The organism is Flavihumibacter solisilvae (assembly GCF_000814475.1).
In the GTDB taxonomy this organism is placed as follows: Bacteria; Bacteroidota; Bacteroidia; order Chitinophagales; family Chitinophagaceae; genus Flavihumibacter; species Flavihumibacter solisilvae.
Genome location: NZ_JSVC01000018.1, coordinates 111999 through 135119, shown reverse-complemented (window position 1 = coordinate 135119; position 23121 = coordinate 111999). Strand labels below are relative to the sequence as shown.

Below are 23121 nucleotides of genomic sequence, written 5' to 3'. Positions count from 1 at the left end.
GTTACAGTTTGACAATAAGCTGAACAGTTGTCCCTTCCTCGCTTTTTGATTTTATCTCCAGGTTCGCTTTCATCTCATCCGCCCTTGCATACATGTTTTTAATCCCGTTGCCACCAACATATTCCCCTGCCGGAATTCCATTCACGGCTACACCAGCAATATCGAACCCTTTTCCATTATCTTTTATGACCATAGCCAGGTCATTGTGACGCAGGTTGAGGATTATGCGGACCCTGCTACATTCTGCATACTTTACTGTATTGTAAAGTGTCTCTTTGAATATGAGAAAAATATTCTTGCGTTGCTCACTTGTTAACCGCAGGTTCTTTAACTCGTTATCGGCAACAAAATCATACAGGATATTTCGCGGGGTCAGCATCATTGCAGCAAAAGTCATCATCCGGTTTTGAAGTTGTTCAAAGTTATCGTTGTCCGGATTTAAGCTCCAGACAATATCACTCATCTTATCTATTATTTCCCGGGAAGCAAGGCCTATCTTGGAAAGCACGTCACTGGCAGCTTCATTTTTTTCGGTTCTCTTTTTCGCTACTTCACTATAAATGGAAATGCTTCCCAATGTGCTTCCTATATCATCATGCAGCTCCCTGCTGATCCGTAACCGTTCATTTAATAGCGCCTGCTGACTTTCTACAGTTTTACTTAACCGGTACTTCTCCTCGAGCGATTGTTCCAACTCCTTTGTCCGGCTGATCACTTTTTCTTCTAACACCTTCTTCTCTTTCTCAACAGCCTGCACCCTCCATTTCGCAAAGCTCCACAAGGCAAAAACAAATGCCAGGAGATAAAGCGCATATGCCCACCAGGTGCGATACCAGGGCGGTAGCACTTCAAATGGGAATGCAACCGACCCACTCCAAATGCCAGACGGGCCCTGGGCGCGAAGTTTAAAAACATATGCTCCTTCCGGAATATTACCATACGTTACCGAGGCAGTTTTACCGACCGGGCTCCACTCCTTCTCGTATCCCTCCAGGATATACTGATACTTAACCAGGTAATTCCTGGCAGGCTCTATCGCAAGAAAATCAAAACTTATGCTGTTGTGTTTATAAGGAAGAACCAGGTTTTGAGGCACCGGGTAAAATGGACTTATGCTGTCGAAGCTGATGCCTGAAAATTTTTGCCGCAGGGAATCCCTTTCTGAGGCGAATAGTTCCCTGCCGAAACTGAGGATCTCTTCATTGAGCATGACCTGGGAATCCAACCCGGCACCTGTACTATCCTTATTTGCCAAACTAGTCCACCCTATATTATTTCCGTTGATCTTCACAGACTGTATAAATACTGCTGGCGGCTTTGAATTCCTGAGCAGGGCATTGTAGTCAAACCTTACAAGGGTAAGTCCGCCCTCCCAAATCATCCCTTTGCTGTCCGCAAACATCGCATTTGGATGAGGGTCTTTTACAGGGTAGCCTGTTTCCTTGCTGTAGAGTTCAAAGACGGGCAGGTAGTTTTTCAATTCCTCATTTAAAAGAGCATTAACGGCCGGAACAACTTGGCCGTCGGAAGAAAGGCTTTTAAATCCTTTAAGAACACCTATGCCTATATTGTTTCCAATAAATATGTTGCCCTGGCGGTCGATCACAAGTGCCCAAACATCGTTAGTCGCCAATCCCTGGGCGGATGTAAAGTTGAGAAAAGAAGTGCCGTCGTAACGACTTAAACCGCCGCTAATTGTACCGAACCAGAGGTTTCCCCTTTCGTCTTCCGTAATATTCATTACGTCATTTTTTACCAGTCCGTGGGCTGTCGTGAAATTTGTAAACGACACCCCGTCGTAGCGGCTGACTCCCTGCCTTGTCGCAAACCATAGATTGCCTTTTTTATCTTCAGTGATTTCTTGAACATGATTGTCTACCAGGCCCTGGGCCGTAGTAAAATTGGTAAATGACCTTCCGCTATAGCAGCTTACACCACTATGGGTAGCTATCCATAGCTTTCCCGTTTTATCTTTCGTGATGCCCCAGGCATTATTATCGACCAATCCCTGTGCTTTGGTAAAGTTGGTAAAGGATCTCCCGTCATAGCAGCTCAGTCCTTCAAGCGTACCGAACCATAACTTTCCTGCATCGTCTTCCGCAATACCGAGTACTGTATTATGAGCAAGTCCCTGCGCCGTAGTAAAGTTGGAAAAAGATCTCCCATCGAAACGGCTGACTCCACCTCCGGCTGTGCCGAACCAGAGGCTTCCATTTTTGTCTTCTATAATGTTTCGAACAGCATTATTTGCCAACCCCTCCGCAGTGGAAAAATTGGTAAATGCCGTACCGTCATAACGGTTTAGTCCCTCATTGGTTCCCATCCAGAGATTTCCTGCATTGTCTTCCGTGATGCTTCGGACAACATTATTTGTCAACCCCTGTGCGGTAGTAAAGTTGGTAAATGTATTACCATCATAACGGCTCACTCCATCAAAGGTCCCAAACCACAGGTTCCCCGATTTATCTTCCGTGATGCAGACGACAGTATTACCTGCCAGCCCTTCTGACCTGGTAAAGTTGGTAAACGATTTCCCGTCATACCGGCTTATTCCTTTCCCTGTTGCGAACCAGAGCTTTCCTGTCTTATCCTCAAGGATATTGATTACCGAGTTGTGTGGCAGTCCTTGTGCTGTAGTAAAGTTGGTAAAGGATTGCCCGTCGAAACAACTCGCTCCTTCATTTGTTCCAAACCATAGTTTCCCGTTTTTATCTTCAGTGACACCGAATACGGTATTTCCCGCCAACCCCTCTTTTGTGGTATAGTTCTTAAATGACTTCCCGTCATACCGGCTTACGCCGCCGGAGTTTGTAGTAAACCATAAGTTTCCTTTTCTATCTACAGCAATACTATATACGACATCATCTGGCAGGCCATCGGCCACAGTGAAGTTGGTAAATGATTTGCCATCGTAACAACTCACTCCATTTCCAGTAGCAAACCAAAACTTCCCTGCTTTATCTTCTTTGATGTCATAAACCGAATATCCTGCCAACCCTTGTGTTGTATTGAAATTGGTAAAAGATTTACCATCATACCGGCTCACGCCACCGCCATCTGTACCAAACCACAGGTTGCCGTTCTTATCCTTATACCCCCACCAGGTAAAGCTTAAGGGAAGTCCCTGTTCGGTATTGTAGTGGGTGAAATTTGGTAAACCTAAACCACCCGGACCCGGTACCTGGTGCACTTCCGGTTTGCCGGCTAAAACTTTTCCAGGAGCATTGGACTTATCTATCAAAGTAATAACAGGTGGAACAGTACTGTCTTTGTTAATTACACCAATCGCAGGTTTTAAGGTTTTCAGTGAAGTTTTTACTTCCTCCTTTTGCGTGCAGGCAAGCGCTGATAACAATATGGCAAAAGGAAGTGGTTTCATTGCAATTTTATTGTTGTTTGCAACCTGAAATTTGTTGGAATGCCAGAGTAAAAAACATACTCCTGGCTGGGGTGCGACCAAAATCCACCTGCCGCATACCTGTTATTCGCAATGTTATAAATGTTGAAACCAATATTGAACCTGCCGGTCGAATAGGAAACAGCAGCATCAAACAAACTGTAAGCAGGCAAATATTTGACGCCATCCTGGAAGTTCTGGTTGGGATTAACAGCGCAGCGTTTGTCCGTATACTGATAACCCGCACCAAAACCTAACCCTTTAAAAACACCACTGTTTATTAGATATTTAAGCCACAGGTTGGCAAGATTATTACAGGTGCCAGGGTTTTGAAGACCAACGATGGTCTTGTCTTCATCTTTTGTTATCCGCGCGTCTACGTAGGCGTAGTTTGCATTAATGAATAAATTGGAATTAATGCGGCCTGCTATATCGACATCCACACCCTGGCTTCGGATCTGTCCCGTTTTCAGGGAATAGCCAGGATGGTCGGGGTCACCCGTTCCCACATCATTTTTCTTGATATCATACACCGATGCATTGATAGACAATTGTCTTTTAAACAGGAATATTTTTACCCCCACTTCGTTATTCCTGCCTGTAAGCGGCGGCAGTCGCCCGCCTCCATAAATTGTACCGTGCTGGGCAAGAAAACTTTCATCGTGCAAGGCATATGCGGAAATGTCTTTTGTAAACAGGAAAGTAAGTCCCAACCGCGGGGTGAATTTGTTATCGGAAACTTCATACTGCGCAGTTGCCGGGTCTAAATAATTCTGGCCGGTCGTCAGGTGGGTAAAACGACCGGCAAGTGTAACGACGACCCTGTTAAACAGTTTCAGGTGGTCCTGCACGTACAATGACTGCCATCGGTTGGCATCAAGCCAGCTACCCCGATCGTTGAATGTCGTTAAAGTATCCTTCGCCAAATAGTAAATGGGCTCCTTTATGGATAAAGGAAAGGGATTGTTCTCCCAAACAAAGCCTTCTTCACTTCCTTCGTTGCCTTGACCATAGTCAATCCCAACCAGCACTTTATGTTCTGCGCGAGGTCCGGTATTGAATTTCCCATCCATGAACAATTGAAGGTTGGTCAGATTACCTGTCCAGTCGCTGTAATAATTAAACCTGTTGAGCGTGTCCTTTGTAGCGTTGATACCCTGGAGGAACATGGTGGTACCATCCCAGTCGTTGGTTACATAGGCAGCCTGGGCTGTGAATGCCCAGTTATCGTTAAACCTATGTTTCAGAGTCAATTTATTGTAAAGGTTTGCGCCCCAGAATTTGGGATTGTTTGGATCGTTGATGGCAAGGTCTATCGGCAGTTTCTCCAGGTCTCCATTGATAGTGATGGATTGGTGCGCATTTTCCTGCGCCGCAGCTTTCACATAATTGAATTCATAGGTCAGGCTGGTGTTTATATCAAACTCATAGCTTACTACCGGGCAGATCCAAAAGCGGTAGAACTCACCAAACTGGTAGTAATCATTTCTCCTTTCGGCGCCGAGATTCAACCGGCAGGTAAATTTGCCGTCCTTTACCAGTTCGCCGCCTAAATCAACATAGGTGCGCACCAGGTTCCAGCTTCCTACACCAAAGCCGACCTCTGCCGTCCGTTGGTGTGTCGGCTGCTTGGTAACAACGTTTATTAGTCCACCCGGCTCCGAATTGGCGATCATAAATCCAGCAGGACCTTTTACAAATTCCACACGTTCGATCATACTGGCATCTTCCTGCGCATTCCACCAGATGGGTCCGCCAATGCCGTTACGGAAAGTTCCGAACGTCGAATTGAAACCGCGGATCTGGATTTCGAGATCAAGATCTGAACCATAACTTTTCGTGACAGCGCTCGAAATGCGGGAGATTTCACTCTTGGTAAGCATTCCCATATCGGTGAGCGTTTGCTTTCCAGCTACTGTTATATTCTGGGGTACTTCGACCAGGTCTGCGTTCAAACGTAATGAAGGAGAGACTTTATCGGCGATATAAGATTTGCGGTCGGAACTGACAAGGATTTCTGCAAGTTGTTCGGCATTCACTGTAAGCTGGATCTGCACGGCTGCCGTTTGACCGGCTTCAATTGTTACTGCTTTTTCAATTCTGGCGAAGCCTATGGAGGTTACTTCTATGGTATGTTTACCGGCCCTTGCATTTTTGAATATAAACCCGCCATTGTCGTCAGTAATCGTTGACCTCCTTAGCTCTTTGATTTGTACGGTTACAGAAGCAGCAGGCTTGTTATCGCTGGTGGTGATTACTCCTTTGATTATTCCACCATCCTCTTCCGTTTGTGCAAACAATTGTGACCAATAGTATATGCACATACCAAAGAGTAATAGCAGTTTCCTCATTGTGTTTGACGTTTTGGTGCTGAAAGACCCAGCTTTCATTCCATCGTCCAGGCTGCTGTCAATTTGCTTGCTGCCCGAAGGTAAAAAGATTATCTGAATGCCGGTCCGGCCTGATTGATCACCGAAATCAGTATCTTAGAGAATACCACGCTGAGCAGTAGCCAAAAACTATTCAAAATGAACTCCGGGATCAACGCTTATAATGAAAGCCAAACCACGATAGACATGGAAACCTGTCACCTTCTTGCTTCAATCATAGACAAAGAATTACCAGAGGCAGAAAGCAAAATCTGGCACGCTCACCCCGTTTGGTTCTTAAATGAAAACCCAATCGTAGGATACAGCAAACAGAAACCGGGAATCCGGTTAATGTTTTGGAGCGGAGCTGATTTTGAGGCCGAAGAGTTGAATATCGTTGGCAAAAAATTCAAGGACGCATCTATCTTCTTTAACGCTGCAACAGAAATCGATGAAAAGAAATTAAAGCAGTGGCTGAAGAAATCCCGCGAAATCCAGTGGGATTATAAAAATATCATTAAACGAAAAGGCAGGCTGGAACGATTGTAATAAAATGCAGCCTCCCTGACAGTCTACCATCTTATCGTTCTATCCCTCTCACAAACTTGATCGAAATCATCATCTGGAAAATTATTTTGCCGGATTTGTCTTTGTATAGACAAAATGCCATATTTTCAAAAAGTTGACTTTTTTATTAAAATGTTTGAAAATTCAACCGTTAGGCAGGACTGTTATGGACAAAAAGGAATCGGTAAAAAAACAGATTGGCAAAGCAGCAAAGGAATGTTTCCTCAAATATGGCCTCGAAAAAACCACGCTGGATGATATTGCAAAATCAATGGGTCTCAACAAGTCATCCCTATTCTATTACTATAAGAATAAGGAAGCGTTGTTCCTGGAAGTAGCCGTTAATGAAGGAGAAGAGTATTTAAAAAGCCTGCAGGAAAAAACGCTGAAAAAGAAAAGCGTGGAAGCCATGGTCCTCTTCTATTTCGAGGAACGTTTCAATTATTATATGGCCGTATTAAACCTCAACAAGATCACGCCGGAAACGCTGCAAAAGCTGATTCCGGGCTTCCTTGAATTGTATGAGTCCGTGATGCAGAAGGAGATAGTGTTCCTGGCATCACTACTCAAAGAAGGGATCAGGAAGAAAGAGATTTTCAAGGCTGATCCCATCAGGCTTGCTACATCCCTGATCATTATGAGTGATTCGATAAAACATTATACGGAACAAAGAGCAGTGCTAGAAAAAGCTGAACAGATTGATTATTCAAAAGGACTGGATGAAATAAAATATCTATTAAAACTGATTTTCAGACCCTAAACCTCCTCCCAACTACCAACGATTGAGCTTATGAGAAAAACGATTCTTGCCCTGCTTGTCTTTTCACTAACGACAATCGGGCTCAAAGCCCAGCATGTCATTACCGGTGTAGTCCGAAACAGCGACACCAAAAAGCCGGTACCTGTTGTATCCGTCACCGTTAAGGAGTCATCCGACGGTGATTTCACCAATGACAACGGGAACTTCAGGTTCGGCACCTCAAAAAAGTTTCCGCTGACGATCGTTTTTTCCTCCGTCGGCTTTGAAACGCAGGAACTGGTAATCAATTCCGTCCAAAACCCCATTAACGTGCTGCTGAAGCCTGCCTCTTCGTTAGGACAGGAAGTAGTAGTATCGGCAAGCCGGAGCGCGATGAAAAAGCTGGAATCCCCGGTTACCATCGAACGCATCGGGACCAAAGACATCGTCAATTCACCCCAGCTCAATTATTACGACATGCTGCAGGGCCTGAAGGGAGTTGATGTTACCGTGTCAAGTCTTGGCTTCACCACGGTAACCACCCGCGGCTTTAACACCAGCGGCAATACGAATTTCACCCAGGTGGTCGACGGGATGGATAACCAGGCGCCAGGCCTGAATTTCCCGCTCGGAAATGCCATTGGCCTGACCCAGCTTGACGTGGATAATATTGAATTATTGTCAGGTGCATCTTCGGCTTTGTATGGCTCAAGAGGCTTGAACGGGACCATGGTCATGACCGGAAAAGATCCTTTCAAATACCAGGGCCTCAGCATACTCGTTACGCAGGGTGTCAATCACGTGAAAAGCAAAAAAGCCAATGACCCGGTAGGTGCTTCGCCTTATTACGACTGGACCATCCGCTGGGGAAAAAAGATAAATGATAAGCTCGCCTTTAAACTCAATGCCCAGTATACCAGGGCCAACGACTGGGTAGCCTCTGATACCACCAACAAAAACGGTCCGGGTTCGAAATATACCGACCCGAATTACAATGGCGTAAACCTTTATGGAGGAGCAACATCGGTTGACATCAACCCTTTCCTGGAGTACGCCATGCTCACGAACCCGGACCTCGCTCCTCTTATTGAACCGATGCTTGGTCAGCCGAATTACGTATCACGTACCGGTTATGCAGAGTATGGATACCTGGATAATGATGCCCGCCTGTTCAAGGCGAATGCCGAACTGAGGTATAAGATCAGGCCAAAACTGGAAGCCATTTTCTCCGGGACGTTCGGCACGGGAAGCGTCGTGTATACCAACGATACCCGTTACCAGATGAAAGATTTCAAAGTAGGCCAGTACAGGGCTGAACTGAAAGCTGAAAACTGGTTCCTGAGAACCTATACCACGCAGGAAAACTCTGGAAACACCCTTGTCTCTGGTCCCACCTCCCAATTGATCAATGAAGCATGGAAACCCAGCTATGATGCCAATACCGGCGATGGCTGGTATCCTCAATACACCGGCGCCCTCCTGCAATCAATGATCAGCGGAATGGATTACACGAGCGCCAGCTATGCGGCAAGACAATATGCAGATATCGGCAGGCCCGAGGCTGGTTCCGCGGTATTCAACCAGTTGAAGGAAACGATCTCCCATACACCCATTACAGAGGGAGGAACCCTGTTCCTCGACAGGAGTAAACTGTATAACTCGGAATTCCAGTACAATTTTTCCCACCTTATAAAATTCGTAGAGGTAATTGCAGGCGTTAACTGGAGACTGTACAACCTGAATTCCAAAGGCACGCTATTCCCTGATAAGGAGAAACCTATTAAAGTAAATGAATACAGCGCTTATGCGCAGATCAGCAAAAGGTTGATCAATGACAGGCTCCGGCTTGGTGCTTCGTTCCGTTACGATAAGAATACCCTGTTCGAAGATCCAAAGGTAACTTCGAGATTGTCCACCGTATTCGAGGTAGCCAAAGAACACTTCATCAGGTTCTCTTACCAGAATGCGTACAGCTTCCCTTCCAACATCCAGGCTTTACAGAATACGCTCGTTGGCTATAACCAGCTGGCATCGGGAGGATCCAAACGACTGTTGTACGACACCTATCATTTTGATCAATATGTTCCTTATACCCTAAAAAGCGTTTCGGAATTTCAACAGGCCGATGATGCAACAAAGCTGGAAAGGTTCTATGTAAATGACATCAAACCCCAATCGGTAAATGCATTTGAATTGGGATATGCTGCGTTGATTGGAAAAAGAGTATTGTTTGATGTATTAGGATATTATTCCACCTGGGAAAATTTTATCGGTTATGCAGATGTGTGCAATACCCCGGGCACTACCGATCCAAACGCGTTCAAGGACCGCAGCACTTATATCCAATACAATATTGCTTTCAACGGAGCACAACGGGTTAACACCTATGGTTATGCCGCAAGTGTGAATGTTGACCTTTCCCGTCGCTTCTTTGCAAAGGCAAATTATTATTCAGATCATATCAAGAATAAGAATAACAGCCAGATCAATAATTTCAATACGCCGAGTTACCACCTGAACCTGGAAGTAGGGAACACCGGTTTCGGCAAAAAACAAAACTGGGCATTCAACACCTCCATGCGTTATAAACCATCCTATCATTATGAAGTAGGTGGCGGACTGGCAAATGGAACGGTACCGGCATCAGCAGTTATCGATGCACAGGTAGGGTACACATTTACAAAAATCCATACCGGCATTAAAGTCGGCGGAACCAACATCACCAACAAATATTATTCGACCGGCATGGCCAATCCGATGATTGGTGGCGTGTATTATGTATCGCTGTCGTACAACGTATTCTAAACAACCCGAAACATGAAAAAAGGAATTTTATCGCTCTTATCACTAACCGCAGTACTCTTTTTTACTTCCTGTGCCACCAATATTGGCGAAAAACATGAAGACAGCTATTTAAACAACCTGTCATTTAACCCGGGGGAAGAACTCAAGATCATGGAAGCTTTGCTTTCATTAAAAGACAGTTCAATTGTTGAGTTAAAGGCTGGCACCTATAAATTCGATAACCTCAGCATCGCCCAGTTAAAACACATCATGTTCCGCGGCGAGGGAAGTGATAAAACCATTCTTGATTTCTCTTCGCAGACCCAGGGTGGAGAAGGGATCCGGGTGACTAATGTAACCGGGTTCAATATAGAAGACCTCAAGCTGCAAAATGCCAAGGGTGATATGATCAAAATCACCCAAAGCCGCGACATTGTGTTTAATAATGTAAGTGCCGTATGGGAGAACATCGATTCATCCAATGGAGGCTATGCGCTGTACCCGGTGTTGTGCAGGAATATCCTGATCGAAAACTGTTATGTACAGGGTTCTTCGGATGCCGGCATTTATGTTGGACAGTCCGATAGCGCAGTCATCAGGAATTGTAAAGCATTCATGAATGTAGCCGGTTGCGAAATCGAAAACACCACGAACGCGCAGGTTTATGATAATGAATTTTGGGGCAACACTGCCGGCTTTCTCATCTTTGACCTGCCGACACTTTCCAAACGCGGCGGTAAGGTTAAGGCATACAACAATAATATCCACGACAACAACGAAAGGAATTTTGCCAAAGCCGGAAGCTTCGGCACTACCTGGGGAGTTGGGAATGCAGCGCCCGGAAGTGGTATAATCATCCTGGCTGCATCCGATATTGAACTATACAATAACCGGATCGTCAACAACAACTCAGGAGCTATTATGCTGGCATCGGGCCTTGCAACGGATGATAGCGCAGTCCACAAGATCAATGACAACTACTTTCCCATTTCAAAAAACATCTTCATCCACGACAACATCATGCAGATGGGCGATTCATTTCCAAAGCCGGCATATGAACACCGCATGGGCCAGATGCTGATCGGGATTGAGCAGGCCCTGAATGCAAAAGACCCGAACAGGAAGAATAAAAGAATTCCGTTCGTACTATATGATGGCATCTCAACAAATATTCTCACCAATGGTACCGCTGCAAACCCGGACTCTTTATGCATCAAACAAAGTGGTGACAATATTTTCGTGAACGCCGACCTGATGAGCATTGGCGATCCCAAAAAATGGAATCCCGGAGTGGATGTGGCGCCCTTTGTTTGTAAGTAGCAGGAAAACATTTTTATTGGAATCGCAAATTAGTATTATGAAGAAAAGTGTGTGGTGGATTGCCGGCATCTTAACAGGCATCGTATCATTTTCAGGTTTAATCCAGGGCTGTAAGAACAAAACAGCTGAGCAGAAGATAAATTCGGATCCGAATGCGTTTGAATTCAAAGAGAAATTATCGGAGTATGGCTTTTTCGGTGGCGAACTGAAAGAACTAAAGCCGCAGGTCGCCCTGGTGCATTATGAACTGGCTACTCCCCTGTTCAGCGATTACGCGGTGAAGGACCGGTTTGTTTTGTTGCCAAAAGGAAAAGCGGCCAGATACACCGGCAGTGACTTGCCGGATTTCCCGGACTCCACCATTATCATCAAGAATTTTGCCTACATCAATGAGCAGCACCAGAAGGTAATGATCGAAACGAGGTTACTTGTAAAGAACCCTGCCGATCACCAGTGGAAAGTGATGAACTATCTGTGGAACAAAGAGCAAACGGACGCCGTAAAGCATATCATCGGGGCAAAAATTCCCATTACCTTGTTAGACGATAATGGCGCTAAAATCTCAACCACTTACCAGGTACCCAATACGAATGATTGTAAAAGATGCCATACCAGCAATGGCGAGCTCACTCCTATTGGTCCGAAGATCCGCAACCTGAATTTTGTCCAAAATGGGGAAACGGTGAATCAATTGCTGCGCTGGGCGAAGATGGGAGTTCTCGACAGCTTGCCTTCCATGGATAAGGTTGCACAACTGCCAGACTGGAAAAATACAAAACAGTTCACGCTGGATCAGCGGGCACGGGCCTATATCGACATCAACTGTGCACATTGTCATAAAGCAAGCGGAGATGCATCCAACACCGGGTTATTCCTCGAGTATGAACAAACCGATCCCGCCCACCTGGGCATTATGAAAGAACCGGTATCAGCAGGTGGTGGCGCCGGTGGATTGAATTACGACATTATTCCCGGCGATGCTGCACATTCCATTTTTGCATACCGCATGAACAGTGCAGTACCAGGAACAGCGATGCCAGAGGTTGCCCGGTCCGTCATCCATAAAGAAGGCGTACAATTGATTGTCGACTGGATCAATGCCATGAAGAAAAAATAATAAGTAACCCAGATCCCTTTCCATGCAACAGATTCGTACACTAATTGTAGGTGCAAGCGCATCAGGACTTGCTTCAGCAGCCAGCCTACACAAGAGAGGTATTGAATACGCGGTGATTGAAAAAGAAGCGCAGGCGGCCAATCCCTGGCGCAACCATTACGAGCGACTGCATTTGCATACGAATAAGGCCATGTCGAACCTGCCGTATAAAAAGTTTGACAAGGCCATTCCGGATTATCCTGCCCGGCAGCAGGTAGTGGACTACCTGGATGACTACCAAAAGGCATTCAACATCAATCCCGCCTTTCATACGGAAGCAAGATCAATCCGGCGGGAAGGCAATTTCTGGATCACTGAAACAAATAAAGATACTTACATTTCGAAGTACGTCATTATTGCTACTGGTGCATTTGGTAAACCAAGAAAGATCCATTTCGATGGAATGGAAAGCTTTCCTGGCCGGATCATGCACAGCTATGGCTATAAATCGGGCAGGGAATTCAAAGGACAAAAAGTATTGGTTGTCGGATTTGGAAATTCTGCCTGTGAAATTGCGATTGACCTGCATGAACAGGGCGCTGAACCGCATATGTCTGTCCGCTCACCCGTGAATGTTATTCCCAGGGACCTGCTGGGCATCCCCGTTCTCCGTTTAAGTGTGATGATGTCAAAACTTCCACCCCGCGTGGCCGATGCTCTCAATGCACCGTTACTAAAATTACTTTACCCGGACCTGCCCAGGCTGGGATTGAAAAAAATGCCTTACGGGATTTTTGAACAGATTGAAAGGGATGGAACAATTCCCCTTTTGGATATCGGTACCATAAAGCATATCAGGGAAGGCCACATAAAGATTCATGAAGATGTAGATCATATCAAGGGCAGAACGGTTCATTTTACTTCGGGTGAAGCCGGGGAATTTGATGCGATCATTGCAGCCATTGGATATTACCGCGATTATGCCAAAATCATTGCTGTTGACACCGGCCGGTTTGACGACCTCAGAAATCCTGTTAGCAGGCAGAAATATTTCGGTAAGGATGGTTTGTATTTCTGTGGCTTCTTCGTGAGTCCAACCGGCCAATTAAGGGAAATTGCCCTCGATGCCAGGCAAATAGCCAAACATATTGCCGGGAAAGAAGTGCACCTGTAAGCATTATAGGATTTTTTTATACTTTCGGTATATGCAGTCGAAGGCAACAACTGTTGATCAGTACATAGACGAACTTCCGGAAGACAGGAAGAAAGCGATCACTGAATTAAGAAATGTGATCAAAAAGAATATTCCTGAAGGTTTCCAGGAGGGCATGGGATATGGCATGGCTGGTTATTCAGTACCGCACAGTAAATACCCCGCGGGCTATCACTGCGATCCGAAATTGCCCCTGCCATTCCTTGGATTTGCCTCGCAGAAAAATTTTATTGCTGTTTACCACATGGGGATCTATGCGGACCCCAAACTATTGGAATGGTTTACCGCGGCGCATGCTAAAGCCTCTCCAAAAAAACTGGATATGGGCAAGAGCTGTTTGCGCTATAAAAAAGCGGAAGACATCCCGTATGAACTTATCGGTGAGCTGGTTTCCAAGATAACGCCTGATGACTGGATTGAAATGTATGAAAGCAGCTTTAAGAATCACAGAAAAAAGACTTAACGTAACACTTCTGAAGCCGGCACCAGTTTAATGGCAGGATTAAACTTCATTATTTCATTCAGAATGGCTGTATGTCCGGAGCCAAAAATGACCAATACTTTTTCTTCATTGCCATTTAGCTGCTTTAGTATGTTCTCACAAATCACCATGTTCCTTCGCCACCATTCACTCACTAAATAAGAACCAACATGATTACCGGGCTTTCCTGCCGGTAAAAGCTTGAAGTAAAATTCATGCTGTAGTTTTATCATATCTTCACTGTTCTCACGTAACAACATCTCTTTGATCGTAAGTTTTTGCAATGCTTCATTAAATGAAGTCTGTACTTCTTCAATAGTTTTTTGAACGTGAGATGTGATACCAGTTTGCCCGGCCTCCGTGGCCGATTTCATCAAACTATCAAATGGGAATTTAGTTTCCTGGTAATCTACCCCATATAAAGTTGAATGACCTAATTGCTTTGCAAGCCGAAAACCAAGCTGCTCAACTTCAGAGGCACGAAGCTCTTTTTTCCCAGCCTTGTATAATGTAAAAGCAGAATCAATCTGAGACTGCCTGGCAGGAACTGCTTCGATAAATATTTTATCAGGCGCAAATCTCTTCAGCAGGCTGGTTACTTCCTCCACTTCCCGCTGTCGCTTCTGCGATAAGATATCGGCATCCTTGAATTTTGCGACATCCAACCCGGGGTTATCAAAATGGAAAGTACCAATCAGTAATACCTTAACTTCCTTCGTATTCTTTTGCTGCGCAACTGACGCCAGGCACAAAAGCATACAAAATACATATAGGATGTACTTCATAATTATATTATTTTAGGTACAAGTCTAATTTATGACAAAATAAAAAAGCATGAACGTAGAAGGGCAAATCAAAGAGTACATTGGCAGTCAGCCTGATGCTAAACGTGCTGACATGCAGGCCTTGCACGAGCGCACACTCCAGGTATCGCCAGGATGTAAATTATGGTTCAGCGATGGTAAGGACAGCGAAAATAAAACGGTTGCAAATCCTACAATTGGATATGGATCACAGACAATGAAATATGCCAATGGAAAAACTGCCGAGTGGTTTCGGATTGGCATCAGCGCAAACAAAACCGGGATCTCTGTCTATATCCTTGGGCTTAAGGATAAGACTTATTTAGCGCAAACATTTGGGAAGGAAATTGGCAAGGCGAGTGTCACCGGGTATTGCATCAAGTTCAAAGCACTTAAAGATATCAACATCGATATCCTTGAAGCGGCAATCCGATATGGATTCAACCAGGCATAACCTTCAAAATGCTATCCACACCAGCCAGGTCACCAGGAAGGCCGTTAGTCCCATCAGGATACTGGCGACAGTATATACCCGCAGCATCTCTTTCATTTCCAGCCCGGAAAACCTCGCAATCACCCAGAAATAGGCGTCATTGGCATGGGAAACCATCATGGATCCCGCGCCCATCGACAACACACAGAATAAAGGGCCATTGCCCTTATCCATCATTAAGGAAGGCATCAGCGGCGCTATTATAGAAGCGGATGTAATGATGGCTACCGTTGAAGACCCCTGGGCAGTTTTCAGCAGTGCTGTAAGGAGAAAAGGGAACAATATGCCCAGGCTGCCAAGGTCTAATGACCCGCTTAAATGACCGCCGATATTCGTGGCCGCCAGCACCGCACCGAAAGCGCCACCAGCCCCAATGATCACCAGGATGCCACCTGCCTTTTCAGCTGCGTCCTGCAACAAGGAACCGAGTTTTTCTTTAGTCCACCCCCTTTTGCCATTCAGCGCGAGCAACACACCAATCGATAGTGCGATAACCGGGTCTCCCACCACAAGACATTCCTTCCAGAATTTGCTGTCAACATACTTGTCGGAAAACGACCTTAGCGCGATCAGGAGGATGGGGATTATAACCGGTAGAAAAGATTTAAGGACTGAAGGTTGATCCGGGTTTTCGGTTGCGGCCGCTACTTCAGCCGTAGCCACTGCTGATTTTTTGCCGGCAAACTTTGCCCACAAATATCCAACCGCACTTGCCGGTATAGCGATGCACCCACCCACCAAAATCAAAGTCCCGAAATCAACACCTATTATCCCTGCAGCGGCAGCAGCACCGGGATGTGGCGGGATCAGGCAATGCACGGAATACAATCCTGTTGCAAGCGAAGTTGCCATGATCACCACGGGAATGCCTGTGCGTCTTGCCAGCGACTGGTTCAACCCATTGAGAACAATATATCCCGAGTCACAAAAAATCGGCAGCCCGACAATAAAGCCTGTAATGTTCATTGCGAGAGGTGCACGCTTCACTCCCACTTTGCGTAAAATGTAACTGGCCATAACCTGCGTGCTGCCGGTATGTTCAAGGATCACACCAAGCGCTGTACCGAGCACGATGATCAGGCCGAGTGACTTCATCACATTGCCAAAACCGTCTTTTGTCGCAGTAATGATCTCACTCACGGAAAGCTGGACACCCAGCCCCACTATGAAGCAGGAAATAAGTAACGCAAAAAAAGCATGGACCCTGAACCTGGCCGTTAATACCACGATAACGCTTATGCCTACGGCCAGGAACAGCAGAGTTTGTAAAAAGGAAGCTTCCATTCTTAAAAATAGCAATTCCAGACGTTTAAAACCGCCTGGTGCCTTCCGGGTCTGAAAGGGCCTCCATGAAATGGATAATGTCAGAGATCTCTGTTTTGGACAACCGAAGCGAATCGGCAGGAAGTGTTTGATTCTGCAGGCTGATTCCCCGACCGGCAGCCCCACCTGAATTGTAGAATGCGAGAACCTCTTCCAGCGTACGATAGCCACCCTGATGCATATACGGTGCTGTGAGTGAAATGTTCCTTAATGTGGGAGTTTTAAATGCATGCCTGAAATTGTCAATTTTATAGATTGCATACCTGCCCTGGTCAGGATCGATATTCGCGGAGCCAGGCTTGTCCATTACCCCAAGCACTTCTCCCTCTGACACCGCAAATGCAGGAGGAACCGTACCATTGAACAAAGGAACAAAATGGCAGGTTGCGCATTTTGCTTTTCCGGCAAACAGGTCAAATCCGCGTTGCTGGCTTGCCGACAGTTGCGTTGTATCGCCATTCAGGTAAAGATCAAAGGCGCTCCGAAATGGGTTTAGCGACCGGATAAACGAAGCCAGCGCTACCTGCACCTGGCGGGTGGAGATACTGTCGCGCCAACCTGGAAAAGCGGCAGCAAATAGTTTTGAATACTCCGGATCTTTCGACATTTTCCTTGCCGCACTATCCATATTGCCATGGATCTCGTCCTTGCTTTCCACAACATCCTTCACCTGGTCTTCCAGGAAAGCCACACGCAGGTCCATGAACTGCGCTTTCTGCAAACCAGCATAAAAAAGTGTTGGCGTATTGCGCTTTAGATTGCCCTTGCTCCCAAGTGCAGGACTTGTTGTTAATCCATCGGTAAATGCTTTTTCCGGAAGGTGGCAGGACGCACAACTGATGCTGTTTGAATTAGACAGAACGGGGTCGTAAAACAATTTCCTGCCCAGTTGGACCTTTTGTTTGCTGATAGCCGAAGTGGCGTCGGGAATAAAGAAATCCTGCCGGATAGAGCTATCTGTAAAGATGTGCGGAGCCGCCATGTTTAAAGCCCCGATGTTATTCAATACCGGAATCCCTGCTTGCTCCTGCAAATGCAGTATGGTTGCCGACAGCGGGTTCAGGTACCACGTAATGAATTCCAACCTCGGAAAGGCATCGAAGTCCTGGTACCGGGCAGCAAATTCGCCCGCAGCTGTAATCAGTTTATCAGCCTTTTCCATGCCGGGAACCTTGCTGCGATAAATGTTCAACACCTCCTGGTATGAGCCGAGGGAAACAGGAATCTCCTGTAATCCTTCCAGGGAAACAGGCGCATCAAAACCAGTCAATTGCAGTGTCGTCATCCTGGCTATATCCGTCCGGATCGCATCAAATACCTGGTCGTCGCGAAAAGTTTCCTGCGTCCAGATGCCGTGCAAACGGAAGAACAGGGATCTCATTTTCCGGGCTTCCCGTTTCAGGAAAGCGGTATCGGCAACAGCGTTTGTAAACAGTGATTCTTCCATAACCTGGAAGCCCCCTGGTTCCGACACCTGGTGTTCCTGTGCCTCAATTTCATCGAGCGCGGGTCCAAGAATAAACCGCGAAGAACTGGGGTAAAAATATTCCACGAGGAAGGCAATCTCCTTATATTGTCTCCTGCCCTCACGGTAAGATCTTTTTAATACTGCGGTGTCTGTTGTAGTGCCGGCCAGGGGAATAAAGCCACTGTCGAGCCATTGCTCCATGCCGCTGAACCGGGCTTCAGTGAGCCGGTGAATTTCATCAATTTCCTTTTTGCCGGTACCTGGCGCGCAACCAAAAGCCGCCAATCCAATAATCACAATCACTGCTATCCGCTGTAAAATTTTCATCTCCATAAACAAAAGAAATGTCCTCCCTTCTGACGAAAGGAGGACTAAACGATATAGTAAATATTATTTCTGAACTCCCCTGAGAATGATGGTCTGCCCACCTTCCATATTGCCTGAAACAGTACTGCCGTCTGCATTCAGGAACTTGCTCTCCTGCCAGGTATGCGGATGGATATTCAGGATGAATGTATTTGGCGATCCGATGGTTTCAGAAACATCATACATGGCACCAAACTCCCAGGAACCAAGGCGGTTATTGGCCACTGTGTTATATTTCGCGCTGAATGCTGCATCATCGCGGCGATGATCCATTTTCACATAAGGCTTATAAGTACCGGTTTTGATATTATACTGCCAGATCCAGGAATCATGCAATGCTTCCGGGTAATATGAATCACCGTCTTCCTGTACATACACAAAGTTTTCGGTTGCACACACGTTATCAGGATTGATCAGGTCGTTGCCGGGGTTGATACCACCATCAGCAACCGGCGTAAGTTTACCTTTCAAAGGATTGTTCTTTTCAAAAACAAGACGGTAAAGACGGCCCCATTTTGTTTTACCGGTCTGCCCGTTCACGCCGGTAGACACAAAGTACAATTCGCGACTGTTGTCACCACCGCCTTTGCGATAATCCAGGTCTTCAACCCGTGCAAACTGGATGGCATTTTTCGCTACGGACTGGGCTGCGATTTCAACACCTGTTGCAGTGGTATGGTTATCGATCTGCACGAATTCCACATCATATGCAGAGCCGACTTCCATATTTGTTTCAACAGGATCGTTATTTGATCTCTTCATCATATACAGGCTTCCATTCTCCAGGTTGCCCACACCATTTGAAACATACAATACCACTTGTCCGCTTGCATCATCTTCGCCAATAGCGATAACTGTTTTACCCCTGAATGCATCCTTAGGCAGAGGCACTGCGTTTTCCATGCTGGCGCGACCAAGTGCAGGAACCACACGGTCAGTCCTTTTTTTATCGGATACAGGCGCAAAGGGATTAATGGCATGGATCCTCGATTCTGATCCGCTTTCACCGGCTGTGAGGAAAAGCGGGCCGAATCCATGTTCTTTTGGAGTTGCCATGGATGCCGAACAAAGGCGCCACTGGCCGCCATCGCCATCAACAATATATTCTCCTTTTACCGGCTTAAATGTTTCATCGAGAAAAACGCGTGATACACCGCGGAGAATTTCATGGTTGGTGATCATCACGTATCCTTTTCCCTCTTCATTTTTGATCAGTCCTCCACCATCGGGCTGGGCGCCATAAATAAAGGATGGGCTGCCGGGCAACACATCATCACTCCCGATAAGGGGATAGATTTCGGTCTGCTCGAAACCAGTAGCCATCCTCACCAGTGACGGGGTGATAGAATGACTCTTCAATTCAATCTTTGGGTTGGGCTTTACACCATCCCAATCGCCGAGGTATTCATTCAATTTATTACATCCATAAATACCGGTGATGGAAACCAGGCCTACCATAACGGCCGTGCTGGAACGAAAATTCATAGTGGCTTATTTTCCTAAAAGTAGACGGCCACTGTTACCTTACTGTTACCCTCATGTGAACGTATTGTAACCAGTAATCACAACCAAAATACAGGTAACTACAACCTCAGTTTAATTCCACCATTCAGCACCCGACCTTCGAGTGGTGCATAGATATCATTGAATACAGGATTGTCAATTGGGCCGGTGTAAATCGGCCCAAATTTCGTTTGCCTTGTATTGGTGAAATTCTCCAGGTTAAGGAAGATCGAAAACTTCTCCCAGATCTTCTCTCCCATTATACCGGCCGTCCAATAGGATCTGCCTGTTGTACCGTCGTTCAGACGCTGCGGACTGACATAATACGCTTCCAGGCCAAATTTGAAATTCTCTTCCTTTTCATACATCAGCACATTGTTCAGGCGATGCCGTGCGGTAAGCGGGAACCATGCTTTCGTGCCATCATAATGCGTATTTACATCAGCGAACGTATAGCCGATGAACAACTTGAGGTCTTCGTACCTGAAACGCAGGTTGGTTTCGAGTCCACGCGTATCAAGGCGACCGTTTGCGTTGACAAATTCCTGTTCACCCTGACCTTTATCTGCCAGCACCAGCGGCCTGTTCAGTTGGGTATAAAAGAACATCTGGTTGATCACGAGTTCCACCTCACCAAGGTGAGTACGATAATTCACATCGAGGTTTCCGCCAACGGAACGTTCATTGCGGGCAGTAGATTCATTAATGGGAAGAATACCCTGGAACTGAATTCGCTCTGCCTCTTCGTTGAATACGGTGGGCGTTTTATAACCAAAACCACCTCCAATCCGCGCAGTCAACTGCGATGTAAGTTTCCACATTGCCGACACCCGGGGCAAAAGTTCGAAACCATATTGTTTTACATAATCACCACGCAGGCCGGTTTCGAGTGAGAATGCATCGCCAGGTCGCCAGGTATTCTGGATAAAGCCGCCAAAAGTGGTGTAATCGTAATTCCGGAGTACAGGCGTACTTTGCCTGTCCTCATCGAATTGGTCAGTGAGCACATTGGCACCGATTATCCAGTCCATTTTTTCAGCGCCTGCCGAGTATGTCAATTCAGAATAGGTGCTTTTTTGTGTACCCATGAACGTGTAGCCAGGTACCCTGATTGACCTGTTGAAATGACTGTAGCTATTCTTGAAGTTCAAACTGCCGTTATCGCTTAGCCGGTGTGTGACAGCAAGCTGGGAGGTAAAACGATCCGTGTTATTCTTTTCATAGTAACCGCTCACATCGTTCTTTATGTAATCCATACTTCCGCCAACACGATCTTCGGTGATATAGCTCACACCGAAATTTGCAGTCGTTCGGTCACCATAGTAAAAGATCCGGGGATTGATCGTATAGCGTTGAAACTCCGGGATAGCGGTCAGCCCGATGTCAGCCGGATCGTAAGGCCGGCCGGTATTCCGGGAACCAAATACGGTCACTCCAATCTTGTTGAAGCGTTGTCCATAAAAAGCGCTGAGGTCCAGTCCACCTGCAGATGTAGCATTTGCCAGGAAACTCAGATCACGCTTTTCTGTCGGCGTTTTACTGACCAGGTTAACCAACCCCGCAATTGCCCCACCGCCATAAAGCGTACTGCTTGAACCTTTGATCACTTCCACCTGCTTCAGGTCAAGCGGAACCAGTTGCATGAGGCTCAGTCCACCTGAGAAACCGGCGTATAGCGGGAACCCATCCTTCAATATTTGGGTATACCGGCCATCGAGCCCCTGGATCCGGATACTCGAATTGTAACTGGTAGCAGAGGTCTGCTGTGTCTGGATCCCGGTGCTTTCGCTCAGCAGCATGCGAATTTCCCCTGGTTTCATGTTTGCCTTTTCTGCAAGCTCTTCACCGGAGATCGTTTCCACGCGGGTAGGAATATCCCGGAACGGCCGGGCTGACCGTGTCGCCTGCACCACAACTTCTTCTTCATGTTCCTCTTCCGCTTTGTGTAGCAGGACTTCAAACAGCTGATCCTGCCCCGGCACACTTATCATGGCCTCCTGTTCTTCGAAGCCAATAAACGAGAAGTGTAATGAATACTTACCTGTTGCCAGGTTGGTGATAACAGCCAGTCCGGTACTGTCGGCTACAGCGCTCCTTTTTAATGAACGGATTTCTACAGTTGCCCCGGCGAGTGGCTCCTTACTTTCTTTGTCTCTAATTGAAATACTTAATGTGTGCTGGGCATAGGTGCTGACGCACGCAACCAGCAGCACTATACAAACGGATAGTACTTTTTTCATCTGTTAAAAACGATGGCTTACGCGATTAATAAAATTTACATGCCTATGGAAAAATCAGGCATTCCGCGGGGGTTGCCACGGAATATCGGCGTGTGGCGGAAAAGTTGTTGAATGGTCAATAATGAAATATTCCCGCAGAGCTCCTGGTGGTGTGGAAACATGAATGATTGAAATAGCCGGTGCAAAGCCATGACAGCCACCACAGGCAAAGAAAGGCGAACAATTGCCTTCAAGATTCTTTTTGGCAGCTTCCTGTTGTGTGGTGGCATTTTCCTGGCAATCATCAGTACAGCAGGGTGTAAACACCGCAATTGCAATAACGCTGAACAATATGAAAGCCAGGATTTTTTTCACCGGGCAAAAATAGGCAATTACAAATTATTTCTTCACACTGAACGGAAATCCTACCCGCTGATTTTCCCAGGCAACATAGATCGAGCCTTTACCAGCAGGATCTGTGTCTATGAAGTACTGCAGCCTTTCCGTGTGCGAAACTTTTGCCGGCTTAACCTGGATGCGAATCACATCGTCTTTTTCGTCATATTCTGAAGCCAGGTGCTGTTCCCAGTTTTTATTGATGATGAATGTCCATGTCTTTTTACCCGGGATAGTGAACAGGGCGTATTTGCCAGCGGGAATCTCTTTTCCATTTACAATAAAAGGAAATGGCATTTCAAGAGTAGTTGCATCATGCGCGCCGGTTACCCATACTTCGTCGTAAGGAACCAGTCCGCCCCAGATCACTCTTTTGCGAACGCCAGGCGAATGGTAAACGATCTTAATGCTATCACTCTTTAGAACCGAAAAGGCCATTGACTTAATACTTTTTTTACTGCTGTCCTTCACGAGGTTTGGATTATAACATACCTCACCCGAGGTCTGTGCGCTTGCACTGAAGCCAGCAATAACTAAAATGACAAGAATTAATGATTTCAAAGCAGAGAAGTTCATATGGTTGA

The 23121-nt window shown here is 46.2% G+C and carries 17 protein-coding genes; 8 read left to right on the top strand and 9 right to left on the bottom strand.

Features of this window, described 5'->3' with window-relative positions:
- Position 1: 1 nt before the first annotated feature.
- Together OI18_RS16260 and OI18_RS16255 are read right to left on the bottom strand one after the other, a co-directional pair.
- Complete coding sequence (locus OI18_RS16260) at positions 2-3379, bottom strand: sensor histidine kinase (protein ID WP_039141684.1); 3378 nt, start codon at positions 3377-3379, stop codon at positions 2-4.
- Entirely contained in the window at positions 3376-5748 is a 2373-nt protein-coding gene (locus OI18_RS16255) for a TonB-dependent siderophore receptor (RefSeq protein WP_160290248.1), read from the bottom strand. Before OI18_RS16255 ends, OI18_RS16260 begins: the two co-directional genes overlap by 4 nt.
- A gap of 177 nt (positions 5749-5925) precedes the next feature.
- Between OI18_RS16255 and OI18_RS16250 the strand changes: the two genes are divergently transcribed.
- From OI18_RS16250 to OI18_RS16220, 7 genes are all read left to right on the top strand, one after another.
- Positions 5926-6315 (top strand): DUF1801 domain-containing protein, encoded by a 390-nt coding sequence (locus OI18_RS16250; protein WP_039141749.1) that lies wholly within the window; start codon positions 5926-5928, stop codon positions 6313-6315.
- Between the two features lie 184 nt (positions 6316-6499).
- The gene (locus OI18_RS16245; RefSeq protein WP_039141680.1) at positions 6500-7093 is read left to right on the top strand and encodes a TetR/AcrR family transcriptional regulator; all 594 of its coding nucleotides are present in this window, start codon (positions 6500-6502) and stop codon (positions 7091-7093) included.
- Positions 7094-7123: 30 nt separating this feature from the next.
- Positions 7124-9877 carry a TonB-dependent receptor gene (locus OI18_RS16240; protein ID WP_039141678.1) on the top strand — a complete coding sequence of 918 codons (2754 nt, stop codon included), beginning with the start codon at positions 7124-7126 and terminating at the stop codon, positions 9875-9877.
- 12 nt (positions 9878-9889) lie between these two features.
- Complete coding sequence (locus OI18_RS16235; protein ID WP_052273298.1) at positions 9890-11176, top strand: parallel beta-helix domain-containing protein; 1287 nt, start codon at positions 9890-9892, stop codon at positions 11174-11176.
- A 37-nt stretch (positions 11177-11213) separates the two neighbouring features.
- Entirely contained in the window at positions 11214-12293 is a 1080-nt protein-coding gene (locus OI18_RS16230; protein ID WP_039141677.1) for an SO2930 family diheme c-type cytochrome, read from the top strand.
- Between the two features lie 22 nt (positions 12294-12315).
- Entirely contained in the window at positions 12316-13446 is a 1131-nt protein-coding gene (locus tag OI18_RS16225; protein ID WP_039141675.1) for a flavin-containing monooxygenase, read from the top strand.
- Between the two features lie 31 nt (positions 13447-13477).
- Complete coding sequence (locus OI18_RS16220; protein WP_039141673.1) at positions 13478-13948, top strand: iron chaperone; 471 nt, start codon at positions 13478-13480, stop codon at positions 13946-13948.
- Here OI18_RS16220 and OI18_RS16215 read toward each other — a convergent pair.
- Positions 13945-14631 (bottom strand): DUF5694 domain-containing protein, encoded by a 687-nt coding sequence (locus tag OI18_RS16215; RefSeq protein ID WP_152616855.1) that lies wholly within the window; start codon positions 14629-14631, stop codon positions 13945-13947. The genes OI18_RS16220 and OI18_RS16215 overlap by 4 nt on opposite strands.
- A 169-nt stretch (positions 14632-14800) precedes the next feature.
- On the opposite strand from OI18_RS16215, the gene OI18_RS16210 reads away from it, so the two are divergent.
- Complete coding sequence (locus OI18_RS16210; protein WP_039141664.1) at positions 14801-15223, top strand: DUF1801 domain-containing protein; 423 nt, start codon at positions 14801-14803, stop codon at positions 15221-15223.
- Positions 15224-15226: 3 nt separating this feature from the next.
- Here the strand turns inward: OI18_RS16210 and OI18_RS16205 are convergent, their stop codons facing one another.
- The 6 genes from OI18_RS16205 to OI18_RS16180 form a co-directional block, all read right to left on the bottom strand.
- The gene (locus tag OI18_RS16205) at positions 15227-16546 is read right to left on the bottom strand and encodes a GntP family permease (protein ID WP_039141661.1); all 1320 of its coding nucleotides are present in this window, start codon (positions 16544-16546) and stop codon (positions 15227-15229) included.
- Positions 16547-16571: 25 nt separating this feature from the next.
- Positions 16572-18386: a cytochrome-c peroxidase gene (locus OI18_RS16200; RefSeq protein ID WP_052273297.1), complete on the bottom strand. Its 1815-nt coding sequence runs from the start codon at positions 18384-18386 to the stop codon at positions 16572-16574.
- Between the two features lie 57 nt (positions 18387-18443).
- A complete protein-coding gene (locus tag OI18_RS16195) occupies positions 18444-19904 on the bottom strand; it encodes a PhoX family protein (protein WP_052273296.1) in 1461 nt (486 codons plus the stop codon).
- 98 nt (positions 19905-20002) lie between these two features.
- The gene (locus tag OI18_RS16190; protein WP_039141658.1) at positions 20003-22162 is read right to left on the bottom strand and encodes a TonB-dependent receptor; all 2160 of its coding nucleotides are present in this window, start codon (positions 22160-22162) and stop codon (positions 20003-20005) included.
- A 54-nt stretch (positions 22163-22216) separates the two neighbouring features.
- Positions 22217-22516 carry a hypothetical protein gene (locus OI18_RS16185; RefSeq protein ID WP_039141656.1) on the bottom strand — a complete coding sequence of 100 codons (300 nt, stop codon included), beginning with the start codon at positions 22514-22516 and terminating at the stop codon, positions 22217-22219.
- A 24-nt stretch (positions 22517-22540) separates the two neighbouring features.
- Positions 22541-23113 (bottom strand): DUF2911 domain-containing protein, encoded by a 573-nt coding sequence (locus tag OI18_RS16180; RefSeq protein ID WP_039141653.1) that lies wholly within the window; start codon positions 23111-23113, stop codon positions 22541-22543.
- Between the last annotated feature and the right edge of the window lie 8 nt (positions 23114-23121).

Bases quoted from the DNA above. Each gene is read 5' to 3' on its own strand.
- OI18_RS16260 (WP_039141684.1), bottom strand. From the start codon at position 3,379: ATGAAACCACTTCCTTTTGCCATATTGTTATCAGCGCTTGCCTGCACG.
- OI18_RS16255 (WP_160290248.1), bottom strand. From the start codon at position 5,748: ATGAGGAAACTGCTATTACTCTTTGGTATGTGCATATACTATTGGTCA.
- OI18_RS16250 (WP_039141749.1), top strand. From the start codon at position 5,926: ATGAACTCCGGGATCAACGCTTATAATGAAAGCCAAACCACGATAGAC.
- OI18_RS16245 (WP_039141680.1), top strand. From the start codon at position 6,500: ATGGACAAAAAGGAATCGGTAAAAAAACAGATTGGCAAAGCAGCAAAG.
- OI18_RS16240 (WP_039141678.1), top strand. From the start codon at position 7,124: ATGAGAAAAACGATTCTTGCCCTGCTTGTCTTTTCACTAACGACAATC.
- OI18_RS16235 (WP_052273298.1), top strand. From the start codon at position 9,890: ATGAAAAAAGGAATTTTATCGCTCTTATCACTAACCGCAGTACTCTTT.
- OI18_RS16230 (WP_039141677.1), top strand. From the start codon at position 11,214: ATGAAGAAAAGTGTGTGGTGGATTGCCGGCATCTTAACAGGCATCGTA.
- OI18_RS16225 (WP_039141675.1), top strand. From the start codon at position 12,316: ATGCAACAGATTCGTACACTAATTGTAGGTGCAAGCGCATCAGGACTT.
- OI18_RS16220 (WP_039141673.1), top strand. From the start codon at position 13,478: ATGCAGTCGAAGGCAACAACTGTTGATCAGTACATAGACGAACTTCCG.
- OI18_RS16210 (WP_039141664.1), top strand. From the start codon at position 14,801: ATGAACGTAGAAGGGCAAATCAAAGAGTACATTGGCAGTCAGCCTGAT.
- OI18_RS16205 (WP_039141661.1), bottom strand. From the start codon at position 16,546: ATGGAAGCTTCCTTTTTACAAACTCTGCTGTTCCTGGCCGTAGGCATA.
- OI18_RS16200 (WP_052273297.1), bottom strand. From the start codon at position 18,386: ATGGAGATGAAAATTTTACAGCGGATAGCAGTGATTGTGATTATTGGA.
- OI18_RS16195 (WP_052273296.1), bottom strand. From the start codon at position 19,904: ATGAATTTTCGTTCCAGCACGGCCGTTATGGTAGGCCTGGTTTCCATC.
- OI18_RS16190 (WP_039141658.1), bottom strand. From the start codon at position 22,162: ATGAAAAAAGTACTATCCGTTTGTATAGTGCTGCTGGTTGCGTGCGTC.
- OI18_RS16180 (WP_039141653.1), bottom strand. From the start codon at position 23,113: ATGAACTTCTCTGCTTTGAAATCATTAATTCTTGTCATTTTAGTTATT.